The organism is Methylobacterium sp. J-088 (assembly GCF_022829295.1).
In the GTDB taxonomy this organism is placed as follows: domain Bacteria; phylum Pseudomonadota; class Alphaproteobacteria; order Rhizobiales; family Beijerinckiaceae; genus Methylobacterium.
Map to the genome: position 1 here is coordinate 17,096 of NZ_JAKSYH010000242.1, position 19,733 is coordinate 36,828.

Genomic DNA, 19,733 nt, shown 5'->3' on the forward strand with positions numbered 1-19,733 from the left:
GGTGATCGACGACACCCCCGGTGCCGGACCACGCGTCGCGGATCGGACGACGTGGCACGGCATGGCGACGCAGGTCGCGTCGCTGGAGCGCCTGCGTTGGGAGCCTTGGCGTGCCACGGTAGCGACTGCCAAGGCCGGAGTGGCTCGCCGTTCGGGGTGTTCGCCGACTGGTCGGTCACCCGAGGCCCCACGGCGCATCACCGAGGGCTTCTCCTACCTGTCGGCGGGGCGTGTCGCTCCGAACCTGCGCCGGGACCTCGATCGCGCGGTCCTATCGTGAACGGGCGATCCGAATTGCGGTGGTTTGCCTGCGGAGCCGCGTTGATACAGTGCCGAGGCAGCACCGGCACCGACGAGCCTGCAGCAGATCGATGGTGCGCCCCGGCAGGCTCAGGAAGGTTTGCAGGCGGCCAGCACCGTCCGCGCAACCCCAGGCGACGCTAACCGAGCCGGTGACCGGGGTGATCGGCAATTCCGACGCTGTCGATTACCGCGCCTGATCCGGCGGGATGTTCCGCCACGAAGCGCTCGAAGGTCGCCCGATCCTTGGCGCGCTTCAGCTTGTCGACGAAGCTCTCGAAATCCTGGAGACGGGTTTCGAGTCCTTGGCGCTGCGCCTCGATCCGGCTGATCTCGCCGTCGCGCCACGCGTCGAAGGCGGTATTGCCGCTGGTTCGTGCCGATGTGAACCAAGGCCGCTCGCGGGACGCAGCGCCGGGTCCGAAGGGACGGCGCAGGCGTTCGAGGCCAGGGAGGCCGGACAGCCTGAGATCGCGCCGTCCGAGCGCCTGCCGCGCTACGATGGCCAGTCCGGCGAAACCGCCGACATAAAGGGCCTCATGGATCCAGGGCATGATGGGCATGGGAAAGCTCCTTGCGCGCGTATCGGCGCCGTTGACGATGGCCGGAGCATGCCGCCGTGTCCGTGATGCAGCCTGAACCGGTCGGTTCAGCGCGGGTTAAGCTTTCCGGCCATGAACGCGGAGCGGGTCGACCGTATCCGGTCCCACGCCAGCCGCGTTGACGTGACGGTCAGGCGCTTGCCCATCAGGATCGGATCGTCATTGCCGAGCGCCTGGATCCCGGTCAGAGACCGCGACCCTCGCGACGCGCCAAAGAGGGACCCAAGTTCAAGCACCCTATCGTCCCCCGTGTGACGGACGGTGGCCCGGGCGCCTTTTTGGGTAGCGGTTGCCCGGCTTTCAGACCCTGCGCACCGGCCGGCCTTCGGGTGCGTCCGCGAACGAGGTGAAACGGTCCGGCTCGTCGAGGGGAACGTCGAGGCTGCAGCGCAGGCCCTCCGGGGCGAACGCGAGGCTGACCTTGCCGCCGAGTTCCCGCCCGACCCCGCCCGTGATCAGGCGTGTGCCGAACCCGCGCCGGACCGGGTCGCGCACGGGCGGCCCACCGCTCTCGCGCCAGTCCAAGGTGAGCCGCCTTGCGCCGCTCTCGCCGACGACGACCGTCCAGGCGACGTCGATACGGCCGGTTTCGTTCGAGAGCGCGCCGTACTTGGCCGCGTTGGTCGTCAGCTCATGCACCGTCATCCCGAGGGCCAGGACGTAGCGCGGCGGCAGGTCGATGTCGGTCCCCTCCAGACCGAAGCGGTGTGCCTCCTGGTCTCGGAAGGGGGAGAGTTCGTTCTCCAGCACCGTACGCAGCGAGGCGCCCTCCCAGTCGTCGCGCGAGAGGAGGTCGTGGGTCTTCGACAGGGAGAGGATGCGCCCCTCAAGCCGTTCGCCGCGGTCCTCGTCGCGGCGGGCCTGCCGTGCCAGGGATTGAACGGTGGTGAGGGTGTTGCGGACGCGGTGGTTCAACTCGTGCAGCATCATCGTCTGCCGCTCCTGCAGGACGCGGCTGCGGGCAACCTCCTCGCGCAACTCCCCCTGGTGCCTCTGCAGCGACGCCGCCATGGCGTCGAACGCCTCGCCGAGCTGGCCGAATTCGCCGTGCCCGGACAATCCGGTCCGTGTCTCCAGCTCGCCGGCACGCCATGCGCCGGCCGCACCCAGCAGGCGTTGAACGGGCCGGCGTATGAAGGCGCGTCCGGCCAGGAGCGCGGCGCCGATCGCCAAGATCGCTCCGAGGCCGATCAGAACGATCCCGCGGTGGGTCGCGGCATCGATGTCGGCGAAGGCGGTGGCGGGCAACAGGCCCACCGCCACCGTCATGGTGTCGAGATCCCCCGGCGATCCACCGGCCACCGCCGTGATCCGCGGGTTGCCCCGCAATCCGGTCAGGTCGGCGACCCTGCCCCGATGGTCCGTCAGCGCCTTCCAGACGGTCGGAGGGAGCGGCCTGCCCGCCCACGCCTCGTGGTCAGGCAGGCGGACCAGGATCGTCCCCTGCCGGTCCGCGACTGTGAGGGCGGCGTCGGGCGGCAACCCGGCATCGGACTGTCGGGCCGCAAGATAGGACAGGTCGATGCTGGTGATCACGATACCGTCGGGCCGACCGTCACCGTCCTCGTCGGCAATGGCCTGGGCGAACTGGATGGTTGGCCGGCCCGTAACCCGGCCGGACACGACCTCCCCGATGGCAAAGCCGCCGGTGCGCATCGCCTCCTGGAAGTAGGACCGGTCGGCGACCGTGTAGGCCCCCACCGGGGACCCCATGGTGTTGCACCGGATGCGCCCGTCCGGTTCGGCGACGCCGAAGAAGAACGAACCGGGCACCTTCCCGACGACCGTCGCGAGATACGCCGTGCAGGCCCGTGCGTCCTTGCCGCGGATCTCGGAGATGCCGGCCAGGATGCCGAGAATTTGCCGCGCCCCGCGACCGAACTGCCCCAGGTCGGCCGCGACCGCCCGGGCCCCGCGCATGGCCTCGTTCCGGACGGCTTCAGCGCGGGCGGCCCGAAGCGCGTACACGTTGTAGCCCTGGACAGCCAAGGCGGGAATCAGCGCCAGCACGACCAGGCCCACGATCCGCTTCGTCAGAGACATCGAGGGCTGCTTCCCGACCCTGGTTACCCCGTCGCGTCTCGGGACCCGGCCACCGAATTAGGTCGGGTTGGCGCTACGACCATGGTGTGGCGCCGGGCACCATGCGGACACCGGGGCATCTTGGCCTCGCTTCATCCTCGGCTCGATCCGGTGCTTGAGGCGTATGAGCGAGGTGCGGCCGAGGATGTCCACGGGGTGGATGTCAGCGACGCGGGCCGCTCGCCGCGCATCCGCGCCTCCGTCGATTTCCTCGCCGCCTCTGCGACAGTGGATGCCTGACGTCGTCGCCGGCCTCGACGCCGACGATTCGGGGATCCGCGCCGAACGTTATGATCGGCCGGGCCGCAAGCGCAGGCGTGAGAGCCCGGTCGTCGGAGGATCCGGCGCTCCGGTCGGATGCGTGCCGGGCGGCGGGATCTACGTCCGAACGTGCTCCCACACCTTGGAGATGACGACCGATCCCTCGCCGACCGAAGCTGCGACCCGCTTGACGGAGTTGGCGCGCACGTCACCGACCGCGAAAATTCCTGGGTGCGACGTCGCATAAGGCGAACGCCCGCCGATCGCGTCCCCGGTCAGGACAAAGCCGTGGCCATCAAGCTCGACGAGCCCCGAGAGCCAGCCGGTGTTGGGAGCGGCGCCCACCATGACGAACACGGCACAGGTCAAGATCCTGCGCGTCGTTCCGTCGGCGACGGTGCGGATCGTCACCGCGTCGAGATGGTCGTCGCCGTGCAGGGCGGTGACTTCGGCCCCGTACTCGATGGTGATCGCCGGGTCTGCCTCCAGCCGGCTCGACAGGTACCTCGACATGGAGGTCGCGAGCGATTGACCGCGCACCATGAGGCGAACGTGTCGCGCCGAGCGGCTGAGATACATCGCGGCCTGGCCCGCCGAATTGCCACCGCCGATGACGATCGCCTCGGCATTCCGGCAGTAGCGCGCCTCGATCTCCGTCGCAGCGTAGTAGATGCCTGCGCCCTCGAACGCTTCGAGGCGGTCGATCGGCAATCTCCGGTACTGGACGCCGGTCGCGACGACGACGGCCTGTCCCCGGACGCGCCGGCCGTTCTCGAACGTCGCACAGAACGATACGTCCTCGAGCCGTTCCAACTTCGCCACGCGCCGCGGCATCGCGAAGCGCGTGCCGAACTTCATCGCCTGGATCTCGCCGCGCCAGACGAGGTCAGCGCCCGAGATCCCGGTCGGGAAGCCCATGTAGTTCTCGATCCGGCTCGACGTGCCGGCCTGGCCGCCGATCGCCAGATCCTCGATGACCAACGCGCGCAGCCCCTCCGCACCCGCATAGACGCCCGCGGCCACCCCGGCCGGGCCGCCGCCCACGATGAGGACGTCGAAGGCCTCGTCATCGACGAGGTTGTAGTCGAGGCCGAGCAACCGCGCGACCTTGGCGGGCGTCGGCTCGGTCACGACCACGTCCCGGCCGAAGATGACAGCCGGTCGGTTCGCCGAGATCGAGCAGGCCGTGGCGACGCTCGCCGCCTCCGGGCTGCCCAGCGGATAGGTCCTGTAGGGAAGCCGGTTGCGGCTCGCGAATTCGGCGATCCGCCGTACGCTGCGGTCGTCGTCCTCACCGATGAGCACGAGCGTGCCGTCGTGCGCGTCGAGCTGCCGCCGCCGCCGTGCAGCGAGGACTGTGATGATGATGTCCGACATCTCCGGGATCTCAGACATCAGTCGCAGCATCTCGGGGCGCGGCACCTCGGTGACGACCGTATCCGCGCTCGCCCGCATGGGCATCGACCAGACGCCGCCGTTCAGGAACGAGATCTCGCCCATGAATTGGGTCGGACCAAGGGTGGATGGGAGATGGCGCTCGTCCGTGAAGGGATTCACGACTTCGATCTCGCCGGCCTCGACATACACGAAGCGATTGGCTGGATCACCGGTCCGGACGAGAAACGCGCCGGCGGGATAATGCTTCTCGGTCCCGATCGCCCGCAATGCGGCGACATGTGATGCAGCAAGGGGGATGCGCTGCATCTCGCGCAGGTCACGGCCGATCGTTTCCATGGATCGCTCCCGTCGCAGACTATCCGATGCGGCGCAGCATCGATGGCTCGGCCATTACCGGCAAGCCCCTCGGCGTGGGCGATTGTTTGATCGAAGCCGGTGGCCTGCAGTGGCTTGCGTGAACCCGCAACCCGGCCTTGACCGAAATCCGCTTCGGAGCGGGAGCACGGCAAAGCAGACGGTCACTTGCCACCGTGAGCATAACGACAAAGGGGATTTTGGAAGCGCACGAGAAGCATGCGCGTTCAATGGGCGCACAGCAGGGACGTTTCCGAAAGCGCGCGGGATTCAACAATATTGTTTGCCGCTTACGGACAGCGCCGGCATTCATTTTTACAGATTTGTTTCATGAGCAATTTGTAGTAAATTTAAACTTAATGAACATGAAATCTATTTTAATCTTTCGACAGATAAAGGCGTTTTTGCGTCGGTGGATCTCCCGATTGTCTGGGCAAGGGCGCCTCTTGATCTGACCCGTTGAACACCACACCCGATCACGACTTAAAAGGCGTTCCGATCTGGCTTATCTGCGGGCGGCTGACGCACTCTGTTCCACAATCGGCTTGGGGCAGAGCAGGAGGAGACGCATTAAAGCGGATTGACGACGTGTATCCGTTTTCTCAAAGATATGGCGCAAGTGAACCCGCGCGGTGTTGAGCGTAATGCTGCGACGCGCTGCGCTCGCCGCAAGATCATTTCCGGCCAGCATCTCAAGCGCGAACGCAGCCTCAGTGGCCGTTAGACCGAACTGAGCCTGCAACGCCGCTTTGGTTGGAGGCCGCACATTGACCGGATCGATCAGGCGCAGAAGCACGATGCGATCAACATCCGCGTCGGCCCCTGACGGAAACGCGCTCGCCGCGATCAGCAGCGTCTCCTCTTCAGCCCCGAGCCGAAGCGCCCCCCCAAGGCCGCTGGCCGCGCAGTCGGCAATCAACGTGCGAAGCGCTGCACTGCCACTCGGCGCGCTGGCGCTTAGACGGCCGTTTGCAAGGCGCAGGTGAGGACCTCGCACAATGCCTTGGGCCTCCCGGTTCAAGAAGAGGGCGCAACCGAATCTGTCGACGACCGCCACGCCCTCCTCGAAATGGTCGACGAACGCTTCGAGCGCGGCAGCTACAGACGCTGGGTCGAACCCGCGTCGGCGCTCGTCCGCGAGACCGTCCCAGTAAAATGGGGTACGCTTCTGATCGTGAGACCTTTCCGGCGTGCTGCCAGATCCTACGAACGCCTGTTTTGCGGATGCGTGCATCTGCGGCCTCGCGTCAATTTCGCGTCGAATACACTCTCGAGAGCCCGCAGCGTACGATTTCCCCTCTCCGAGCGGGTGTGACCTGCGTCACTCTCGCGGGGCAGACGCGGACGGCAGGAGCCGACAGAAACGATTCAGACAAGGCTGCAACGATCCCTCGCTCGACTTCTGGAAGCCCCATCCCGGCTCACCCGTGGCCGCATGCCCCCGGGACCAGTGGGCCGAAGGCGCTTGATTGAGAGTGAAGGGCAAACTTGTCCTGTATCGCCCCATGCTTATACTGTCTTCCCGCCACTCGACGGCCTCTAAGTACCGTCGCACCCGGCCGGTACAGGATGTATGGGGTCGAGCATGGGCGCACTGAGACGAGACAGCCAGTCGACATCCTCTGTTTCGGCGTCGTCCTTCGGACTGCCGGCCAGATCCGCGCGCAGTTCGCGCGACGCTGTCCGTTAGGCGCGAGCCTGCCACGTGTCGTCCGGCAAAGTCGGTTCCGTCTTTGACAAGCGGACCGCACTGTCGCGGCATGAGTTGTTCCGGGATGCGCCGCAGATTGTCATCGAGCGCCTCAGCGTGCGCGCTCAGCCCCTCACGTTCAACTGTGGTCGGCGTGTCTTTAGCCGAGGCGATGAGAGCCATGGGCTCTTTGCAGTTGTCAGTGGCCATGTCCGGATCTCTACGAGCTGTCCGGAGGGCCGATCCGAACTCATCATGAATCTGATTGGTCCTAACGAAGTCTTTGGGGAGGTCGCACTGCTTGATGACGGGTTGCGAACGGCTGACGCGATCGCGGCGACCTCTTGCTGCCTCCTGCTCCTCGAACGGCGAGACCTGTTTCCTATCCTCAACGACTTTCCCATTCTCGCGGTCAGACTCCTGGCGATCTTGAGCGGGCGATTGCGGCGCACGAGCCAGCAATTGTCCGATTACGCGTTCGTCTGCGCCGAGCAGCGCTTGGCGAAGACGCTCCTTACGCTGGCCGGACACACGGAGCGCAACGATGTCCGTGTGCTCACAACGCAGCGCGAGCTGGGCCACATGGTCGGCCTGTCCCGCGAGGGCATCAACCGGCATCTCTCGGTCTGGCAGCGCAAGGGCTTCATCGCGCTGGCTCCGGGAGCCTGCACAATCCGCGACCGTGCAGCCCTGGCGAAAATCGCGTTGGGTGATGGGGAGGTTCAAAGCTGACTGCTCCTTCTTCGATCGGACCTCTCATGCGGAAAAGCTCGACTCGCGGGGCGACCGAGTTCATCGAGCGCACAGGACCGTCTTCTTGGCTCGAACACGCATCTCTTCTCATTGCGAGATCCGGCGAGCCCGCAGCAGCTCGATGTGAGGCGACTCACACCAGGGCTTTCTGAGATCCGATAAAGTATTGGCATCCACCCTGCGGAGGCTGGCGCAGAACAGGTGTCTTCTAGGAAGGGCCGTATCGACCGCTGGAACGCATGGCGAAAGCGGTCTTGATGCAACGCGCATCGGCCTGCATCCCTGCGCGCGACGCGCCGTCACGCCGGTTTTAAATTCCCGCCGCCGCGCTTCGCGATCTCGCCCGGAGTGGTAGGCACCCGGGTTGGTGCCGGAAGCGGAGGGTTCGTGAGCTGACGGGCGAGCTGGGGTGACGCCGTACTGGTCCCGATCAGGCGGAAGACGCTGCCGGTTCTATTGCCCCCGCCCCGCAAGCCCTTGAGCGCGAACGTACCGTCCGTAGGCAGCAGGAATTCCGGACCCGCGCGGAGCGTGAGCGGGCCAGGGCGCGCAGGTCCCGCCGACGAGTACGCAGCACGGCGGCCATTCGCGAGGATGTAACCACCCGCCACATGCACGTTGCTGTCGCCTGCGGTGGCGATCCCGTTCAGGGTACCGTCGCGGCGGATGAGTGAGCCGGCGTCATCGAAAGCGCCGTCGACATAGGTCAGATCGGCCTCGGCGGACTTGGCTAGGCGCCACGCGTCGTCGACGAAATATGATCGTTTGGCACCGGTGCGGACGCCGATGTTCGGGTCGCTGCGTGCTGCGTAGGCATGCATTTCAGCGCCTCGCGGGATACCCGAGACGGTGATGCGCCAGTCGCCATGTTCCGCGGCGTCTTGGGTCGCCTGAACCGCCAACAGCCAGAGCGTGTCCGTGCCTTGCACGATCGGCGAGGAGACCTGGAACGCCGCGGCTGGCGCACCCGGCGGTGGGACAGCGGCCGAGGAGGCGCTCGCGCCACTCGGCGCGGTCAGCGTGATGGTGACGGTCTGCGCCGCGCTGCCGGGCATCCAGATCTCGGCAAAGCACGTGACTGGGTTGTCGGGTAACAGGCGCCAGACCCATTCACAGATGTCGCCCGGTCCGGGTCCGCCGACGTGGCAGACATGGCTATCGCTGAGGTCGCTGTTCCCCGCCGGAAGCACGATCTCCAATCTCGGTTTGCCAGGCGTGCCGTTGAAGTCCGCCACGAACGCGGCAAGCGCTCTTTCAAGCTCGGACGTGCCGTTATGGGGGCCCGTCGTAATCCCGTAGCTGATGTTGATGATGACGTGCTCGGTGTGGTCCGGGTCGACGTAGGACAGCACGTATCGGATGCCGTCGAAGATGTAGGCCTTCAGCCACACGCCGGTGGCGTCCTTGATGCAATCTTCAGAAAACTGAACGAAGACGATGTCTGCGCTGGACGCCGGGTCGGTCCCGTCCTGCCAGCTTGGTGGATCCCTGTTATCAGTGCCAGGACCGGTGGGGCCGACACGCGACGCGGTCGGCATAATCCCGGCCAGAACATCCATCACGTGCGCGCCGTGCGACTGGCGCGACAGGAGCCGCCGAAAATCGGCGTCCGCGTAGCAGCCGTCCTCATCTATGCTCCCGCTCCCGGCATGGAGCGCGATCCACGCATTGAGATCGAGCCCTGTTGGCGCGGAGGGGGGCAGAGGCGCGCGTCTGAATTCCACGCCGTAGAGAAAATCAGCCGGAATCATGCCGAACTGGAGTAGGTTGCCTTGGTTGTCCGGGAACGAGATCGGCGATTTTCCCCGATCCTGATCCCAGATACCCCGCACGCGCGTGCTGGCTGGACCTCTTAGGAACTGGGCCGCCGCGAAGGGGCAACCATCGTCGAGCAGGCCGATGAGAACAGGGCCGGGCGGTGTGTGAGGCGCGCGGTGATGGCGATGATGAACCCTATGCTGACGTCTCGTCACGGCGGCGCGCTTTATCGGGAGCGACAGCTCGACCTGGTCGACGAATGCGTCCCATATCGCGGCAGTCGGGGGCGTCGTCACCCCCTCCAAAGTCGTGAACACGGTGGCGAAGCACCGCTGCGCGCTGTCCGGGCCGAGCTCGACGTCGACTGAGGCGTCCCGCCCCATCGCCTTCACGAAGGCCGATGCCGATCCCGCCCGCTTGAACGCCACGAGCAGGAAGAGCTTGTGCGTCCGGCTGTGAAGCAATGCGAAATCGCGGAATCTCGTGACGATCGCATAGCGAAGATAGGGCCCAAAGCATTTTGGCAGATCGGACCAGGGATCGGATTTGACGTCGCGCATCGCCACAGCCTCCTCGACCGCTCACGGATAGCGTCCGGCCCACTCGTCGTGCGCCCGCGTCCAGAAATGCTTCATCAACGGTGAGACCGGGATCGGCCCGCCCGGCGCATGTGCGTAGAAGGGTGCCCCGAGCGCGGTCTGGGCCGCATTGAACGGGTTGAAGTCGGTCTTCGGGGCGCTGTCGATTGCGGACGCGACGAATGTACGACCCGGACAAGCCACCTGCCCGGTGCAGCGACCGACAATGTATTCGCCGAGCGCCGTGCCGAGCATCCGCCCGGCCAGATTGTCGACCGGGAAGTGGACGCCGGCGATGACCCTGTTCGTGGCGATCCGCGCGGCTTGGCGATCGAGCTGCTCGACGATCTGCGTGTACTTCGGCTCGAGCCCGAGCAGCATCTTGAGAACATGGGCGACCGCATGGGCCTGCGTCGCGTGTCCGCTGGGGAAGCTCCCATGCCCCGGCGTCGTGATCATCGGCTGCACCTGGGCGCTGTATTCGACCGGACGCCAGCAGGCCAAGGCTTGCTTCAGCCGCATCTCCACGTAGACGCAGAACTGCAAGACAATGTTGAGTAGTTCGAACGTGCGTTTGGTACGATCGGGATGCAGATAGACGACCGAGGACCAAAATGCGTACTGTGGATCGATCTGCGCCATGATCTCGGTGGCACGCTCGCTGCGCAATTCCGCCCAGCTGAAGACCAGCGGGATCTGAGCGGCAAAAGTCGCTCTTTGCGGCCGATCGACGTGCGCGATCAGATCCGGCCCGCGAGAAACCCTGAAGCCCGACTGCGTGTCTTGGAAGACGATACCGTGCAGCAGATCGCCAATCGCGATGTAAGCACGAACCCAGGGTTCCCAACGTTCAAGCTGCTCGGGTGCGTCGATCGCTGGAAGTGCGGGCGCGTGCAGCGTGAGATCGTTCGTAATAATCCCTTCGCGCTCGAGGATCAGCGCATCCACCATGATCGGATTGGCATAGGCATCGGCGAGCGTGCCGAGCACCGAGCCGCCTGCCCCGCCGGCCCCACCAGCTCCCCCTGCCCCACCAGCACCGCCGGCCCCACCAGCACCGCCTGCCCCGCCCAACTGTGCCATTGCTTCCCTCCCTCAGAGTGGGTCGTCACCCCGCCGGCAATCCAGCCGCCGCCAAGCACCGTGCCCAGTCTCGGCCCGTGTTGAGGTTCGCGTTGGGCATCCTCGCCAGGTAACCTTCGACGGTCAGCGCAGGCTCGAGCTGACGGACGTTTCGAAGAGCCTCGCGGGCCTCGCTCATCCGGCCCTGGTTGACGAGCGCGATCGTGAGGACACGCCAGGTCGACAGGTGCATGCGGTTGAGCATCAAGGATGAGCGCGCGAGCCGCTCTGCGTTCTCATAATCCTGCGCCGACAGTTCGGCCGTCGCAGCGAGCGACTCGTAGTAGTAGCGCAGGGGATCGAGGGGCGAGAGTTCCAGAGCGCGCCGTGTCGAGGCGACCGCCGTTTCGCCATCCCCGAGGAAGGCGTGGACCGTCCCGCGGTAGAGCCAGCCCAAAGCATGGCTCGGGTTGACAGCAATGGCCTCGTCGCAACGCGCCCGCGCAACATCAAGGTCTTTCAGCAGATGGCAGTAGACAAAACCTTCTGTCGCAAGGGCGAGGGCATCCGAGGGATTGCGGTCGAGTGCTGCGCGCGTCGAGCCCAAGGCTTCGGCCGCTTCCTGATCGCGGTTCTCGGACCAACCCCTGGTGACGCGCAGGACGAACCAATTACCCAGCAGGGCGTGCGGCGCGGTCATGCGGTTGTGTCGGTTGATCAGCTCGTCGAGGAGTTGGCGAGTCCGCAGGAAATCCTGCCTGTTCGCGCGATGCATCAAGGTGGAGCTGCCCAGAAGCAAGGAGTAGCTCTCCAGGCTCGGCAGGGGCTGGGTCCGGATATGTTCGATTTCAGTTTCGAAGATCGACTCATGCGTAGCCTGGGCGATGAGAGCTGCGAGCTCACTGTCTGCCTGGAGGAGGTCATCGACCCGTCCGCTGAAGCGATCAGCCCACAGCACCCGATTGCCGCGAGACTCGGACAGTTCTGCCGTAACCAGGATGTTACCGCGATCCGCGACAAAACTGCCACTGAGGATATAGGTCGCTTCTAGACAGGCCGAAATCTCCTCAATGGCGTCGGACCGATCCCGAAATACAGCGGTCGACCGTCGTGAGATGACCTTAAGGTTCGTGTTTTTGGAAAGGCGACACATGACACCATCGGCGATCAGGGTGCCGACATCGAGATACGCCGCTGTCTTGCTGCTCGCCTGGAAGGGAATGACCGCAACCGACGGTACCATTGCGGCTTCGGAGTCGCGCCGGCCGGGCATGGTCGTTCGCGGAGCAGCGGGCCCGATCCGATAGGCACGGACCGGCTTGTCGAAATGCTTGAGGAAGCAGTCGCCGAGATCCTCGCAGGAGGCATCCACCCCGTGCGTCAGCTCATCTCGGGCGGCGGCGTTTCCGATGGTGTCACCGGGCCCGCCCAATTGAGCGAGCGCGGCGGCAAGCCCCTCATACGCCGAAATGCCAGCGATTGTTTCGCCTGGGCCAGCTAGTGTCGCAAGCCGCGCCGCCAAATTAATGCCCGTGCCGTATACGTCTCTGCCGTCGCTCCAGGCCGCGGTCACGTTCAAGCCGGCTCGGAGGTGAAAATGTCGATCCTCGGGCAATCCGACGTTTAAACGGGCGGTCGCCCGATGCATGTCATGCGCGGCGGACGCCGCGTCGGATACGGCTTGGAACCGCAGCAGAAGGCCATCGCCAAGGCTCTTTACGAGCACTCCGTCATATCTTGGTAATATTTCCTGCGAGACAACATTAACAAAGTCCATCCATCGACTGACAGTCTCGTATTCGTCCTGTCGCATGAGACGCACGGATTCGACGAGGTCAACGAGCAGGATGACGACGTCTTCGCGCACGAGTCCTGAGCTTGCGGACCGCAAGCTCAAGCGCTCCGGAAGGATACATGGCTTGTCGTGGGGAATGGCTAAGCCCTCGCTCACGCCGAATCAGCGATGCCAGATCTATTATTCTCATGAATACCATATTCGAGCCGTAACATCCCGCATTCGCGCGTGCGGTTAGCATTATTTTTAACTGAAAATTAGAATGGATAAAGTTGCATTAATTAAAATGATCACCGAGCACAATATTCTTAGAAAGCAATGCGCCAAAAATTCTTTAAGACAGCCGATAATAACGCACTGCTGCTTATATATGCCGATCGATTTCATCACCGCCCCTCGGAGCAATATAAGACCGGATTCTTGCGACGCTGGAGTCGTCCTGATCTCGGCTGCGCATTCTGATTGCGGCTTGAAAAGTGTTTTCCCGCGCTCCCCGCGCGCTGATAGGTGTCTCTGCGACGAGCGAGCGCCTGCCCGCTCGATCCACGCCATCACGGCGCGAGCCCCCGGCCCATCGTCGTCAGCGACTAAAGGAGTGCGGTTAGCGATATCGAGGGCTTGAAGTGGTGCCATCCGGCAAGCTTCGACGTTCGGCCGTTTGTGCGAGCGTGGGACGCTGGTCAGCGCGCGGTCAAGCCGGCTTACAACCCGCCCGAACCAAGTATCCTCCGGCAAGCCTTTCGCGTCGTCGCTGGCGCCAAGGCGGTCGCGCATCCGGACAGGCTCGCGATGGCCGCGCTGGTCGACAACAGGGCGACCAGCGCCAGGGTCGAGCCCGACGTGGCCGACGCCAAACCCCGCCTCCACCGAGAACACCGCGTCCCGCTTGCCCCGCTGGCGCGTGAGCAGGGCCGTGCCGAGCTTGGGGACGGAAGCGCCCGGGGCCACATCGCCGCTATCGCCGCCGGCACGCCTCGACGATACTCAGGCGGCGTGAGACAGTCTGGCGGCGCGGAAGCGGGCGACGCTAGCGAGCGCCGGTGAAGAACGTAGCGTAGCCATCCATGTGGACGCGTTCGAGATGCGCTTGATAGGCCGCGTAAGCCGGCTCATGCGGCGCAATGCGGCCGTAACCGAGGTCAGCCGCGAGGCGCTCCGGCAGCAGGGCGAGCGGGGCCGCAGCGGGCGTGAGTTGCGTGCCGCGGCCGGCGTGGAGCGTAGTGAGAATTCCGTACATCGCGCCGCGAATGTTGGGACGGCACAGCACCGCGAGGCGATGCTGCCCGTGCCAGTTGGTCACGAGATAGATCATGCCGGATTGGCTCGGGACGGCGACGCTGCCGGACTGCGCAAAGGGGGCATCGACCCGCTCGGCCTCGCGGAACACCAAGCGCGCGCTGGCCGCATCCCAGGCGATCTCGGTGCGGTAGGCGAAAATGGCCCCCGCCGTCTCGAACGAGGGACGCAGGGTGAGATAGCGGCCCTCCAGCCAGGACACGCCTTCCTGCGCGTAGGCTCCGAGTTCGTCGGGGGCGTGACGCGGCAGGTCCGGAGCCGAGGCCTGCCCCATCGGCTGCCTCAAAGATTGGCCCAACGCCTCCTCCAGCCGGATCGTGGTCGCCAGGGTGAAGGGCCGGCGGCCGGCGAGCGCCTTCTCCAGCGTCGAGAGGCTGATCCGAGCCTCCTCGGCCAGCGTCTGCCGGGAGATGCGCCGGCGGGCCAGCGCCTCGCGCACGGTCTGGGCAATGGCGCGGCTCTGCGCCTCGGACAGTTCGATCTCGCTCACAGGCTCGGCTCGCACGGGCTCGATCCGCACAGATCCGCACGAAACCGCACATTTGCGCAAGCGCGGCCAGGCTGATCGTCCTCGCCAACCCGTCAGGAACGCCCCGCCTCCGAGGCCAGCTCGGTCTCGACGATCAGCCGCAGCGGGCCGGACTGGAGCGCCTCAAGGGGCCAGCAGGTGACGAGGTCGAGGTGCCGGCCGGGGGCCTGCGGGTCGATGCCCGAGGCGTCCCAGCGCGCCACCCGGGTTCCGGTGACGCGGAAGCGCCGGGTCCGGCCGTCGCGGCCGGTTACCGTGACGGGATCGCCGGGCCTGAGCTGCCCCAGCACCGCGAATTGCGTGTCGCGGTGGGCGGCGATGATCGCGGTGCCGGGCGCGCCGGCCTCCGGGGTGCCGTCCAGATGGCCGGGGCCGAAGGCTAGGGCCTGACCGCTTCCGCCCCGCAGCACCACGAAGCTGCGGCCCGCGACGGAGAGCCGGGCGACAGGCTCGGTGTCGGCCCAGGGCCAGGGCCGGGCGGCCCGGCCCTCGGCCAGGGTGCGGGCGAAGGCGCGCTCCAGCAGCATCTGCGCCAAGGCGGCCTTGGCGGGGATCCACGCGGCCCGCGCCGCCAGCCCAAGACCCACAAGGGTGAGGAGGGCGGCTAGCGCCCTCCCCAGTCCGGTTGCCAGGCCGCTTCTCACCGCGCGTCTCCGACTGACCGGCCGCTGCGCCGCAGGCCGACGCCCAGCAGGAGGCCCAGGAGTGCGAGGAGCAGGCCCAGGCCGAGCTGCGCCAGAATCCCGGCCCCGGTCTGCGGCAGGTCGATGGCCGCGCCGTCGGCGCGGATCGGCACGATCCGGGCGGCCCCGTCGTCGGCGGGCGCGACAGCGGGCCGGTCCGTGCCGAACACCTTGGCGAAGTCCCAGCCGGCCGGCAGGTTCAGCGGCAGGTCGGCGGCGACCAGGGGCGTGCCCGGCGCCCGACGCGGGGTGGCGTCGATGGCCACGAGGCTTGTCAGCCGCGTCGTCAGGCCGTGCTCCAGGGCGAGGGCCAGGATGGTGGCGTCGGCCGCGTCGCCGCCGAGGCGCCCGGTGATGCGCGCCGTCTCGGTCTCGCCGATCCGGGAGCGCGCCCAGATCTTGGAGATGCCGGCACCCGCGCCCGCCTCGGCCAGGGGAAGCGTCCGGGTCCAGGTCCGGCCGCCCACCCGGCCCGAGACGGTCACGGTTCCTTCCGACGCCCCCGGCAGCCGCGCAGCGAAGACCAGCGGCTCGCCGCGGTACAGATCGGGCAGCGCGCCGGGCGTGACCGCGACGCCCGGGACCGAGAAGGTCGCGGTGAGGTCGGTGACGGCCGGGGATTCCAGCTTCTCGTAGAGCGCGCGGGTCCGGTCGCCGACCTGCGCAAGGTCGCGGATCTCCGTGAAGCTGCCGCGGCCGATCTCGGCGGCGTGACGCATCAGGTGGTCGTTGGGCGCCGAGCCGAGGCCGACCATGAACAGGCGCGTGCGCCCGAGATTCGCGTGGATCGCCGCGAAGATCCGCTCCTCGTCGCCGACGGCGCCGTCGGTGAGGAACACGACCTGGCGCACCCGCCCGTCCTCCGGGTGGGGATCGGCGAGCGCCGCCTTGAGGGGCGCCAGCATCTCGGTGCCGCCGCGGGCCTCCAGGGCGGCGACGAAGCGCTCAGCTTCCGCCAGGGCCGCCGGCGTGGCCGGGACCGGCTCGGGATGCAGCGCGTCCCAGGTGTCGTCGAAGCGGATGACGTTGAAGCGGTCCTGTGACGTCAGACGGCCGAGCCCGGCCAGCAGCCCGGCCTTGGCCTGCCGCATCGAGGCGCCGGACATCGAGCCGGAATTATCGATGACGAAGGTGACGTCGCGCGCCGGCCGGGCCGCCGCATCGGTCTCGATCGCCGGCGGATTCACGGCGGCCAGCAGGTAGGTCCGGCCGGCGACGGTCTCGCGAAACAGGCCGAGATCGGGCACCCGGCTTGGGGCCGGTGTCCAGGTCAACTCGAGATCGCGGTCGGCCGGTACGACGCCGTCGGCGAGCGTGATGGTCCGCGCCTCCGGGCCGGTCTCGGTCACGCGGATCGCGTGGGTGGCGCTCTGCACGGCGCCGACCGCGAAGCCCGCCTGGAGACGCACCGTGACGGCGACCGGATTGGTCGGCGGGGACAGGGCCGGGTCGAGCACCGGCGGGCTGATCCGGGCGCGATCCGGCACCGGATCGCGGGCCGCCTCGGCCACACCGTCGAGGGAGACGGCGTCCACCGCGGCGGGGGCGGGATTGTAGCGGGGCGCGACCACCAGGGGCAGGCGCAGCATCCGCATCTCGCCCGAGACGGAAATCGTCTGCTGATAGGTGATCTGGACCAGCACCGTCTCGCCGGGGCCGATATTGGCGACCGCGTTGGTGAAGATGTTGGGCCGCTCCTGCGCGGTGAGCGCCGCCGACTGCCCGGCCGCCTTCGCGGCCTCGTAGGCGCGCTTGGCCGCCGCCCGCTCGCGGATGTCGGCGACGATCACGCGGGTGCCGACGACGAGCTTCATCCCGTCGACGGCCGCGTCCTCCGGCAGGGGATACACGTAGATGCCCTCGACCCAGTCCGCCGTGATGTTGCGGAAGGCCTGGGTGACGGTGGCCCGGGCGGTCGGGCCTCTGACATCGACGCCGATGTCGGTGGCGAGCTGAACGGCCTCGACCGGCGCGGTGCCGGCCGGCCCGCGCAGCGTCAGGCCGCCGCGTGCCGGCCCCGGCGCCGAGTGAGCCGAGGCGAGCATGACGAGAAGCGCCAGCAGCGCGAGGAAGAGCGGCGACAGCGCGGCGTTGCGGTTGGGCTCGACCGCGGGTCGCGGAGCGAAGAACGGCATCGGGGAAACCTCCTGCGCCGGCGGATCGGGGCCGGCTCGCCGCTGAAGCTCCCGCGCCCGCCGCTGGGCCGCCACGAGAAGCTTCGCCCTTTTTCAGGCTCCGGCCGTACCCACCGGCCGCGTCCGGGCGGATCCGTGCTGGGCCGGTGCGGTTTCGTGCGCCGCAGGACGGTCCGTGACGGAACGGCCGGACGCCTTGACAGCGGCACCATCCACATCCTAGTTATACTCATGTTGAGTATAACTAGGATGACGATCGAAGCCGCCCTCCGCCACATGCGAAGCCGGGACGGCGTTCCGCCCCGCCGAACTCTACCGCTTCGACAGGTCGGGTCCGTTCTGAGGAGACCATTATGGCCGCGCTCCGCAACATCGGTGTGATCGCCCAGCTTCGAAGCGAGGCGAGCAGCCACGTGATCCGCTTCCGCAACGGCCGGGTCCGGCAGAGCGGGCGGGGTCTGGTCTTCTGGTTCCGGCCCGAGACCGCCAGCATCAGCGAGGTGCCGGTGGACGACCGCGAGATGACCCTGTTCGTCCGCGGCCGCAGCCGGGACTTCCAGACCGTCGTGGTCCAGGGGACGATCGGCTGGCACGTCGTCGATCCGGAGCTGCTGGCCAGCCGGGTCGACTTCTCGATCAACCTCCGCACCGGGCGCCTGCAGGGTGAGCCGATCGAGCGGATCGAGGCGCGCCTCGGCGGCATCGCCAGCCAGGCAGCGCTGCACTATCTCGGGGCGAGCCCGATCGGCGCCCTCCTCGATGCGGGGCCGGAGCCGCTGCGCGCGGTCCTCGAACGGGTGCTTTCCGACGCCCCGGCGCTGGCCGAGATCGGTGTCGCAGCCGTGTCGATGCGGCTCACCAACCTCGCGCCGACCAGCGAGCTGGAGCGCGCCCTGCAGACGCCGACCTTCGAGGCCCTGCAGCAGAAAGCCGACGCGGCGACCTTCTCGCGGCGCGCCCTGGCGGTCGAGAAGGAGCGCGCCATCGCGGAGAACGAACTCGCCACCAAGACCGAACTGGCCCGGCGCGAGACGGTACTGATCGCCCAGGAGGCCGAGAACGCCCGCGACCGCGCCGCCGGCGTCGCGGAGGCGCGGGGCCTGGAGGCGGCCGCGGAGGCCGGGCGCATCCGGCTCGTCGAGGGCGCCCGGGCCGAGGCGGAGCAGCGCCGCGCCGCAATCTACCGGGACATGCCGCCCGCCGTCCTGCTCGGATTGGCAGCCCGGGAACTCGCCGGCAAGCTGGAGACGATCGAGCACATCAACGTCACGCCCGACCTGCTGGCTTCCATCCTCGGCGAGATTCGCGGTGCGCTTCCCGCGCGGCTCACGCCGCGCTGAGGTGACCCGTCATGCCGGCCATCACCCCCCGCGTGGTCTTCGTGATCCGCGACACGGATTACGAGTTGCTCATCGCCCGGCACGCGACCCGCGGCCAGGTCCGGTTCTTTCTGGAAAGCCGGGGCCAGACGCTCGCCGAGGTCGAGGCATGCCACGCCCGGTTCCTGGCCGTGCTGGCGGAGGCCCGGGCGTCGGTGCCCCTGGACTGGCGGCAGGCCCTGGTGCGGCGCCCCGACCTCGACCGCTTCCTGTTCGCCCCCGAGGACGTGGTCGTGGCGGTGGGGCAGGATGGGCTCGTGGCCAACGTCGCCAAGTATCTCGACGGGCAGCCGGTGGTCGGCGTCAACCCGGCGCCCGACCTCTACGACGGGGTGCTGGCCCGGGTCCGGGTCGAGGCCCTGCGCGAATTGCTGCCGGCCAGCGCGGCCGGCGCCACGCCCTTCCAGCGGCGCACCATGGTGCAGGCGACGTTCGACGGCGGCGAGCGGCTGCTCGCCCTGAACGAGATCTTCGTCGGCCACCGCAGCCATCAATCCGCGCGCTACCGCATCGACGACGGGGCGCGTGTGGAGGACCAGTCGTCGAGCGGGCTGATCGTGGCCTCGGGCACCGGCCTGACCGGCTGGGCGCGCTCGATCAGCGAAGCGACGCACCTCACCGTGGAGGTCGGCATCGAGGAGGCGGCCTTCGGCTACTGGGTGCGCGAACCGTTCCCGAGCGTCGCCACCGGCACCGACCTGCGCGGCGGCAAGTTCGCCGGATCGCCCCTTACGGTGGTGTCGCGGATGAACGAGGGCGGCGTGGTGTTCTCGGACGGGATCGAGCAGGATTTCGTCGCCTTCGACTGGGGGCGGCGCGTCGCGATCACGCCGGCATCCCGGTCGCTCAATCTTGTCCTTCCTTGATGCAACACGATTTCGCTCGACGTGGTCATGTCCCCGGTGATCCCCGAACAGCGCCGGAGGGGCCTTGGCCGGGAGGAGCACAAGGGGACGATTCTGCGGGACAATCTCGGCCTGCCGCGCTTCGACAACCGGTTCTCCGCGCCGCACGGTGATCGACGTGTTTTGGGTCCGGACATTGTCTGACGGCGCTCGAAATCCGCGGCTGCGGCGAC

17 protein-coding genes are annotated in these 19,733 nt (G+C 67.3%); 6 read left to right on the plus strand and 11 right to left on the minus strand.

Features of this window, described 5'->3' with window-relative positions; genetic code table 11:
- The first annotated feature begins 1 nt into the window (after position 1).
- Entirely contained in the window at positions 2 to 280 is a 279-nt protein-coding gene (locus MKK63_RS25925; RefSeq protein ID WP_244006733.1) for a hypothetical protein, read from the plus strand.
- A 160-nt stretch (positions 281 to 440) separates the two neighbouring features.
- Here MKK63_RS25925 and MKK63_RS25930 read toward each other — a convergent pair whose 3' ends face one another.
- Positions 441 to 863, minus strand: coding sequence for a DUF2852 domain-containing protein (locus tag MKK63_RS25930; protein ID WP_244006734.1), 423 nt, complete (start codon positions 861 to 863; stop codon positions 441 to 443).
- A gap of 339 nt (positions 864 to 1,202) precedes the next feature.
- Positions 1,203 to 2,945, minus strand: a complete 1,743-nt coding sequence (locus tag MKK63_RS25935) for a sensor histidine kinase (RefSeq protein WP_244006735.1) — start codon at positions 2,943 to 2,945, stop codon at positions 1,203 to 1,205.
- Positions 2,946 to 3,065: 120 nt separating this feature from the next.
- Here MKK63_RS25935 and MKK63_RS25940 point away from each other — a divergent pair, with 120 nt between their 5' ends.
- Positions 3,066 to 3,224 carry a hypothetical protein gene (locus MKK63_RS25940; protein WP_244006736.1) on the plus strand — a complete coding sequence of 53 codons (159 nt, stop codon included), beginning with the start codon at positions 3,066 to 3,068 and terminating at the stop codon, positions 3,222 to 3,224.
- A gap of 138 nt (positions 3,225 to 3,362) precedes the next feature.
- Here the strand turns inward: MKK63_RS25940 and MKK63_RS25945 are convergent, their stop codons facing one another.
- Together MKK63_RS25945 and MKK63_RS25950 are read right to left on the minus strand one after the other, a co-directional pair.
- The gene (locus MKK63_RS25945; RefSeq protein WP_244006738.1) at positions 3,363 to 4,979 is read right to left on the minus strand and encodes an FAD-dependent oxidoreductase; all 1,617 of its coding nucleotides are present in this window, start codon (positions 4,977 to 4,979) and stop codon (positions 3,363 to 3,365) included.
- A 523-nt stretch (positions 4,980 to 5,502) separates the two neighbouring features.
- Entirely contained in the window at positions 5,503 to 6,231 is a 729-nt protein-coding gene (locus MKK63_RS25950) for a helix-turn-helix transcriptional regulator (RefSeq protein WP_244006740.1), read from the minus strand.
- Between the two features lie 471 nt (positions 6,232 to 6,702).
- Here MKK63_RS25950 and MKK63_RS25955 point away from each other — a divergent pair, with 471 nt between their 5' ends.
- Positions 6,703 to 7,419, plus strand: coding sequence for a Crp/Fnr family transcriptional regulator (locus tag MKK63_RS25955; RefSeq protein WP_244006742.1), 717 nt, complete (start codon positions 6,703 to 6,705; stop codon positions 7,417 to 7,419).
- A gap of 320 nt (positions 7,420 to 7,739) precedes the next feature.
- Here the strand turns inward: MKK63_RS25955 and MKK63_RS25960 are convergent, their stop codons facing one another.
- The 7 genes from MKK63_RS25960 to MKK63_RS25990 form a co-directional block, all read right to left on the minus strand.
- The gene (locus MKK63_RS25960) at positions 7,740 to 9,758 is read right to left on the minus strand and encodes a hypothetical protein (protein ID WP_244006743.1); all 2,019 of its coding nucleotides are present in this window, start codon (positions 9,756 to 9,758) and stop codon (positions 7,740 to 7,742) included.
- 21 nt (positions 9,759 to 9,779) lie between these two features.
- Positions 9,780 to 10,766, minus strand: a complete 987-nt coding sequence (locus MKK63_RS32070) for a phosphatase PAP2 family protein (protein WP_244006744.1) — start codon at positions 10,764 to 10,766, stop codon at positions 9,780 to 9,782.
- A gap of 118 nt (positions 10,767 to 10,884) precedes the next feature.
- Positions 10,885 to 12,705 carry an adenylate/guanylate cyclase domain-containing protein gene (locus MKK63_RS25970; protein ID WP_244006745.1) on the minus strand — a complete coding sequence of 607 codons (1,821 nt, stop codon included), beginning with the start codon at positions 12,703 to 12,705 and terminating at the stop codon, positions 10,885 to 10,887.
- Positions 12,706 to 12,879: 174 nt separating this feature from the next.
- Positions 12,880 to 13,407, minus strand: a complete 528-nt coding sequence (locus MKK63_RS25975) for a hypothetical protein (RefSeq protein WP_244006746.1) — start codon at positions 13,405 to 13,407, stop codon at positions 12,880 to 12,882.
- 253 nt (positions 13,408 to 13,660) lie between these two features.
- Positions 13,661 to 14,419, minus strand: a complete 759-nt coding sequence (locus tag MKK63_RS25980) for a multiprotein-bridging factor 1 family protein (protein ID WP_244006747.1) — start codon at positions 14,417 to 14,419, stop codon at positions 13,661 to 13,663.
- Between the two features lie 92 nt (positions 14,420 to 14,511).
- Complete coding sequence (locus tag MKK63_RS25985) at positions 14,512 to 15,102, minus strand: class GN sortase (protein ID WP_244006749.1); 591 nt, start codon at positions 15,100 to 15,102, stop codon at positions 14,512 to 14,514.
- Positions 15,099 to 17,276: a marine proteobacterial sortase target protein gene (locus tag MKK63_RS25990; protein WP_244006751.1), complete on the minus strand. Its 2,178-nt coding sequence runs from the start codon at positions 17,274 to 17,276 to the stop codon at positions 15,099 to 15,101. The genes MKK63_RS25985 and MKK63_RS25990 overlap by 4 nt, the downstream gene beginning before the upstream one ends.
- Positions 17,277 to 17,629: 353 nt before the next feature.
- Here MKK63_RS25990 and MKK63_RS25995 point away from each other — a divergent pair, with 353 nt between their 5' ends.
- The 3 genes from MKK63_RS25995 to MKK63_RS26005 are packed head-to-tail and all read left to right on the plus strand — an operon-like array spanning position 17,630 to position 19,704.
- Positions 17,630 to 18,616: an SPFH domain-containing protein gene (locus MKK63_RS25995; protein ID WP_244006753.1), complete on the plus strand. Its 987-nt coding sequence runs from the start codon at positions 17,630 to 17,632 to the stop codon at positions 18,614 to 18,616.
- Positions 18,617 to 18,627: 11 nt separating this feature from the next.
- Entirely contained in the window at positions 18,628 to 19,521 is an 894-nt protein-coding gene (locus MKK63_RS26000) for a hypothetical protein (protein WP_244006755.1), read from the plus strand.
- Positions 19,522 to 19,548: 27 nt separating this feature from the next.
- A complete protein-coding gene (locus tag MKK63_RS26005) occupies positions 19,549 to 19,704 on the plus strand; it encodes a hypothetical protein (RefSeq protein ID WP_244006757.1) in 156 nt (51 codons plus the stop codon).
- The last annotated feature ends 29 nt before the right edge of the window (positions 19,705 to 19,733 follow it).

Excerpts from the sequence above, each read along its gene's own strand:
- MKK63_RS26000 (WP_244006755.1), top strand. The coding sequence starts at position 18,628 with ATGCCGGCCATCACCCCCCGCGTGGTCTTCGTGATCCGCGACACGGAT.
- MKK63_RS25935 (WP_244006735.1), bottom strand. The coding sequence starts at position 2,945 with ATGTCTCTGACGAAGCGGATCGTGGGCCTGGTCGTGCTGGCGCTGATT.
- MKK63_RS25960 (WP_244006743.1), bottom strand. The coding sequence starts at position 9,758 with ATGCGCGACGTCAAATCCGATCCCTGGTCCGATCTGCCAAAATGCTTT.
- MKK63_RS25930 (WP_244006734.1), bottom strand. The coding sequence starts at position 863 with ATGCCCATCATGCCCTGGATCCATGAGGCCCTTTATGTCGGCGGTTTC.
- MKK63_RS26005 (WP_244006757.1), top strand. The coding sequence starts at position 19,549 with ATGTCCCCGGTGATCCCCGAACAGCGCCGGAGGGGCCTTGGCCGGGAG.
- MKK63_RS25975 (WP_244006746.1), bottom strand. The coding sequence starts at position 13,407 with ATGCGCGACCGCCTTGGCGCCAGCGACGACGCGAAAGGCTTGCCGGAG.
- MKK63_RS25950 (WP_244006740.1), bottom strand. The coding sequence starts at position 6,231 with ATGCACGCATCCGCAAAACAGGCGTTCGTAGGATCTGGCAGCACGCCG.
- MKK63_RS25995 (WP_244006753.1), top strand. The coding sequence starts at position 17,630 with ATGGCCGCGCTCCGCAACATCGGTGTGATCGCCCAGCTTCGAAGCGAG.
- MKK63_RS25990 (WP_244006751.1), bottom strand. The coding sequence starts at position 17,276 with ATGCCGTTCTTCGCTCCGCGACCCGCGGTCGAGCCCAACCGCAACGCC.
- MKK63_RS25945 (WP_244006738.1), bottom strand. The coding sequence starts at position 4,979 with ATGGAAACGATCGGCCGTGACCTGCGCGAGATGCAGCGCATCCCCCTT.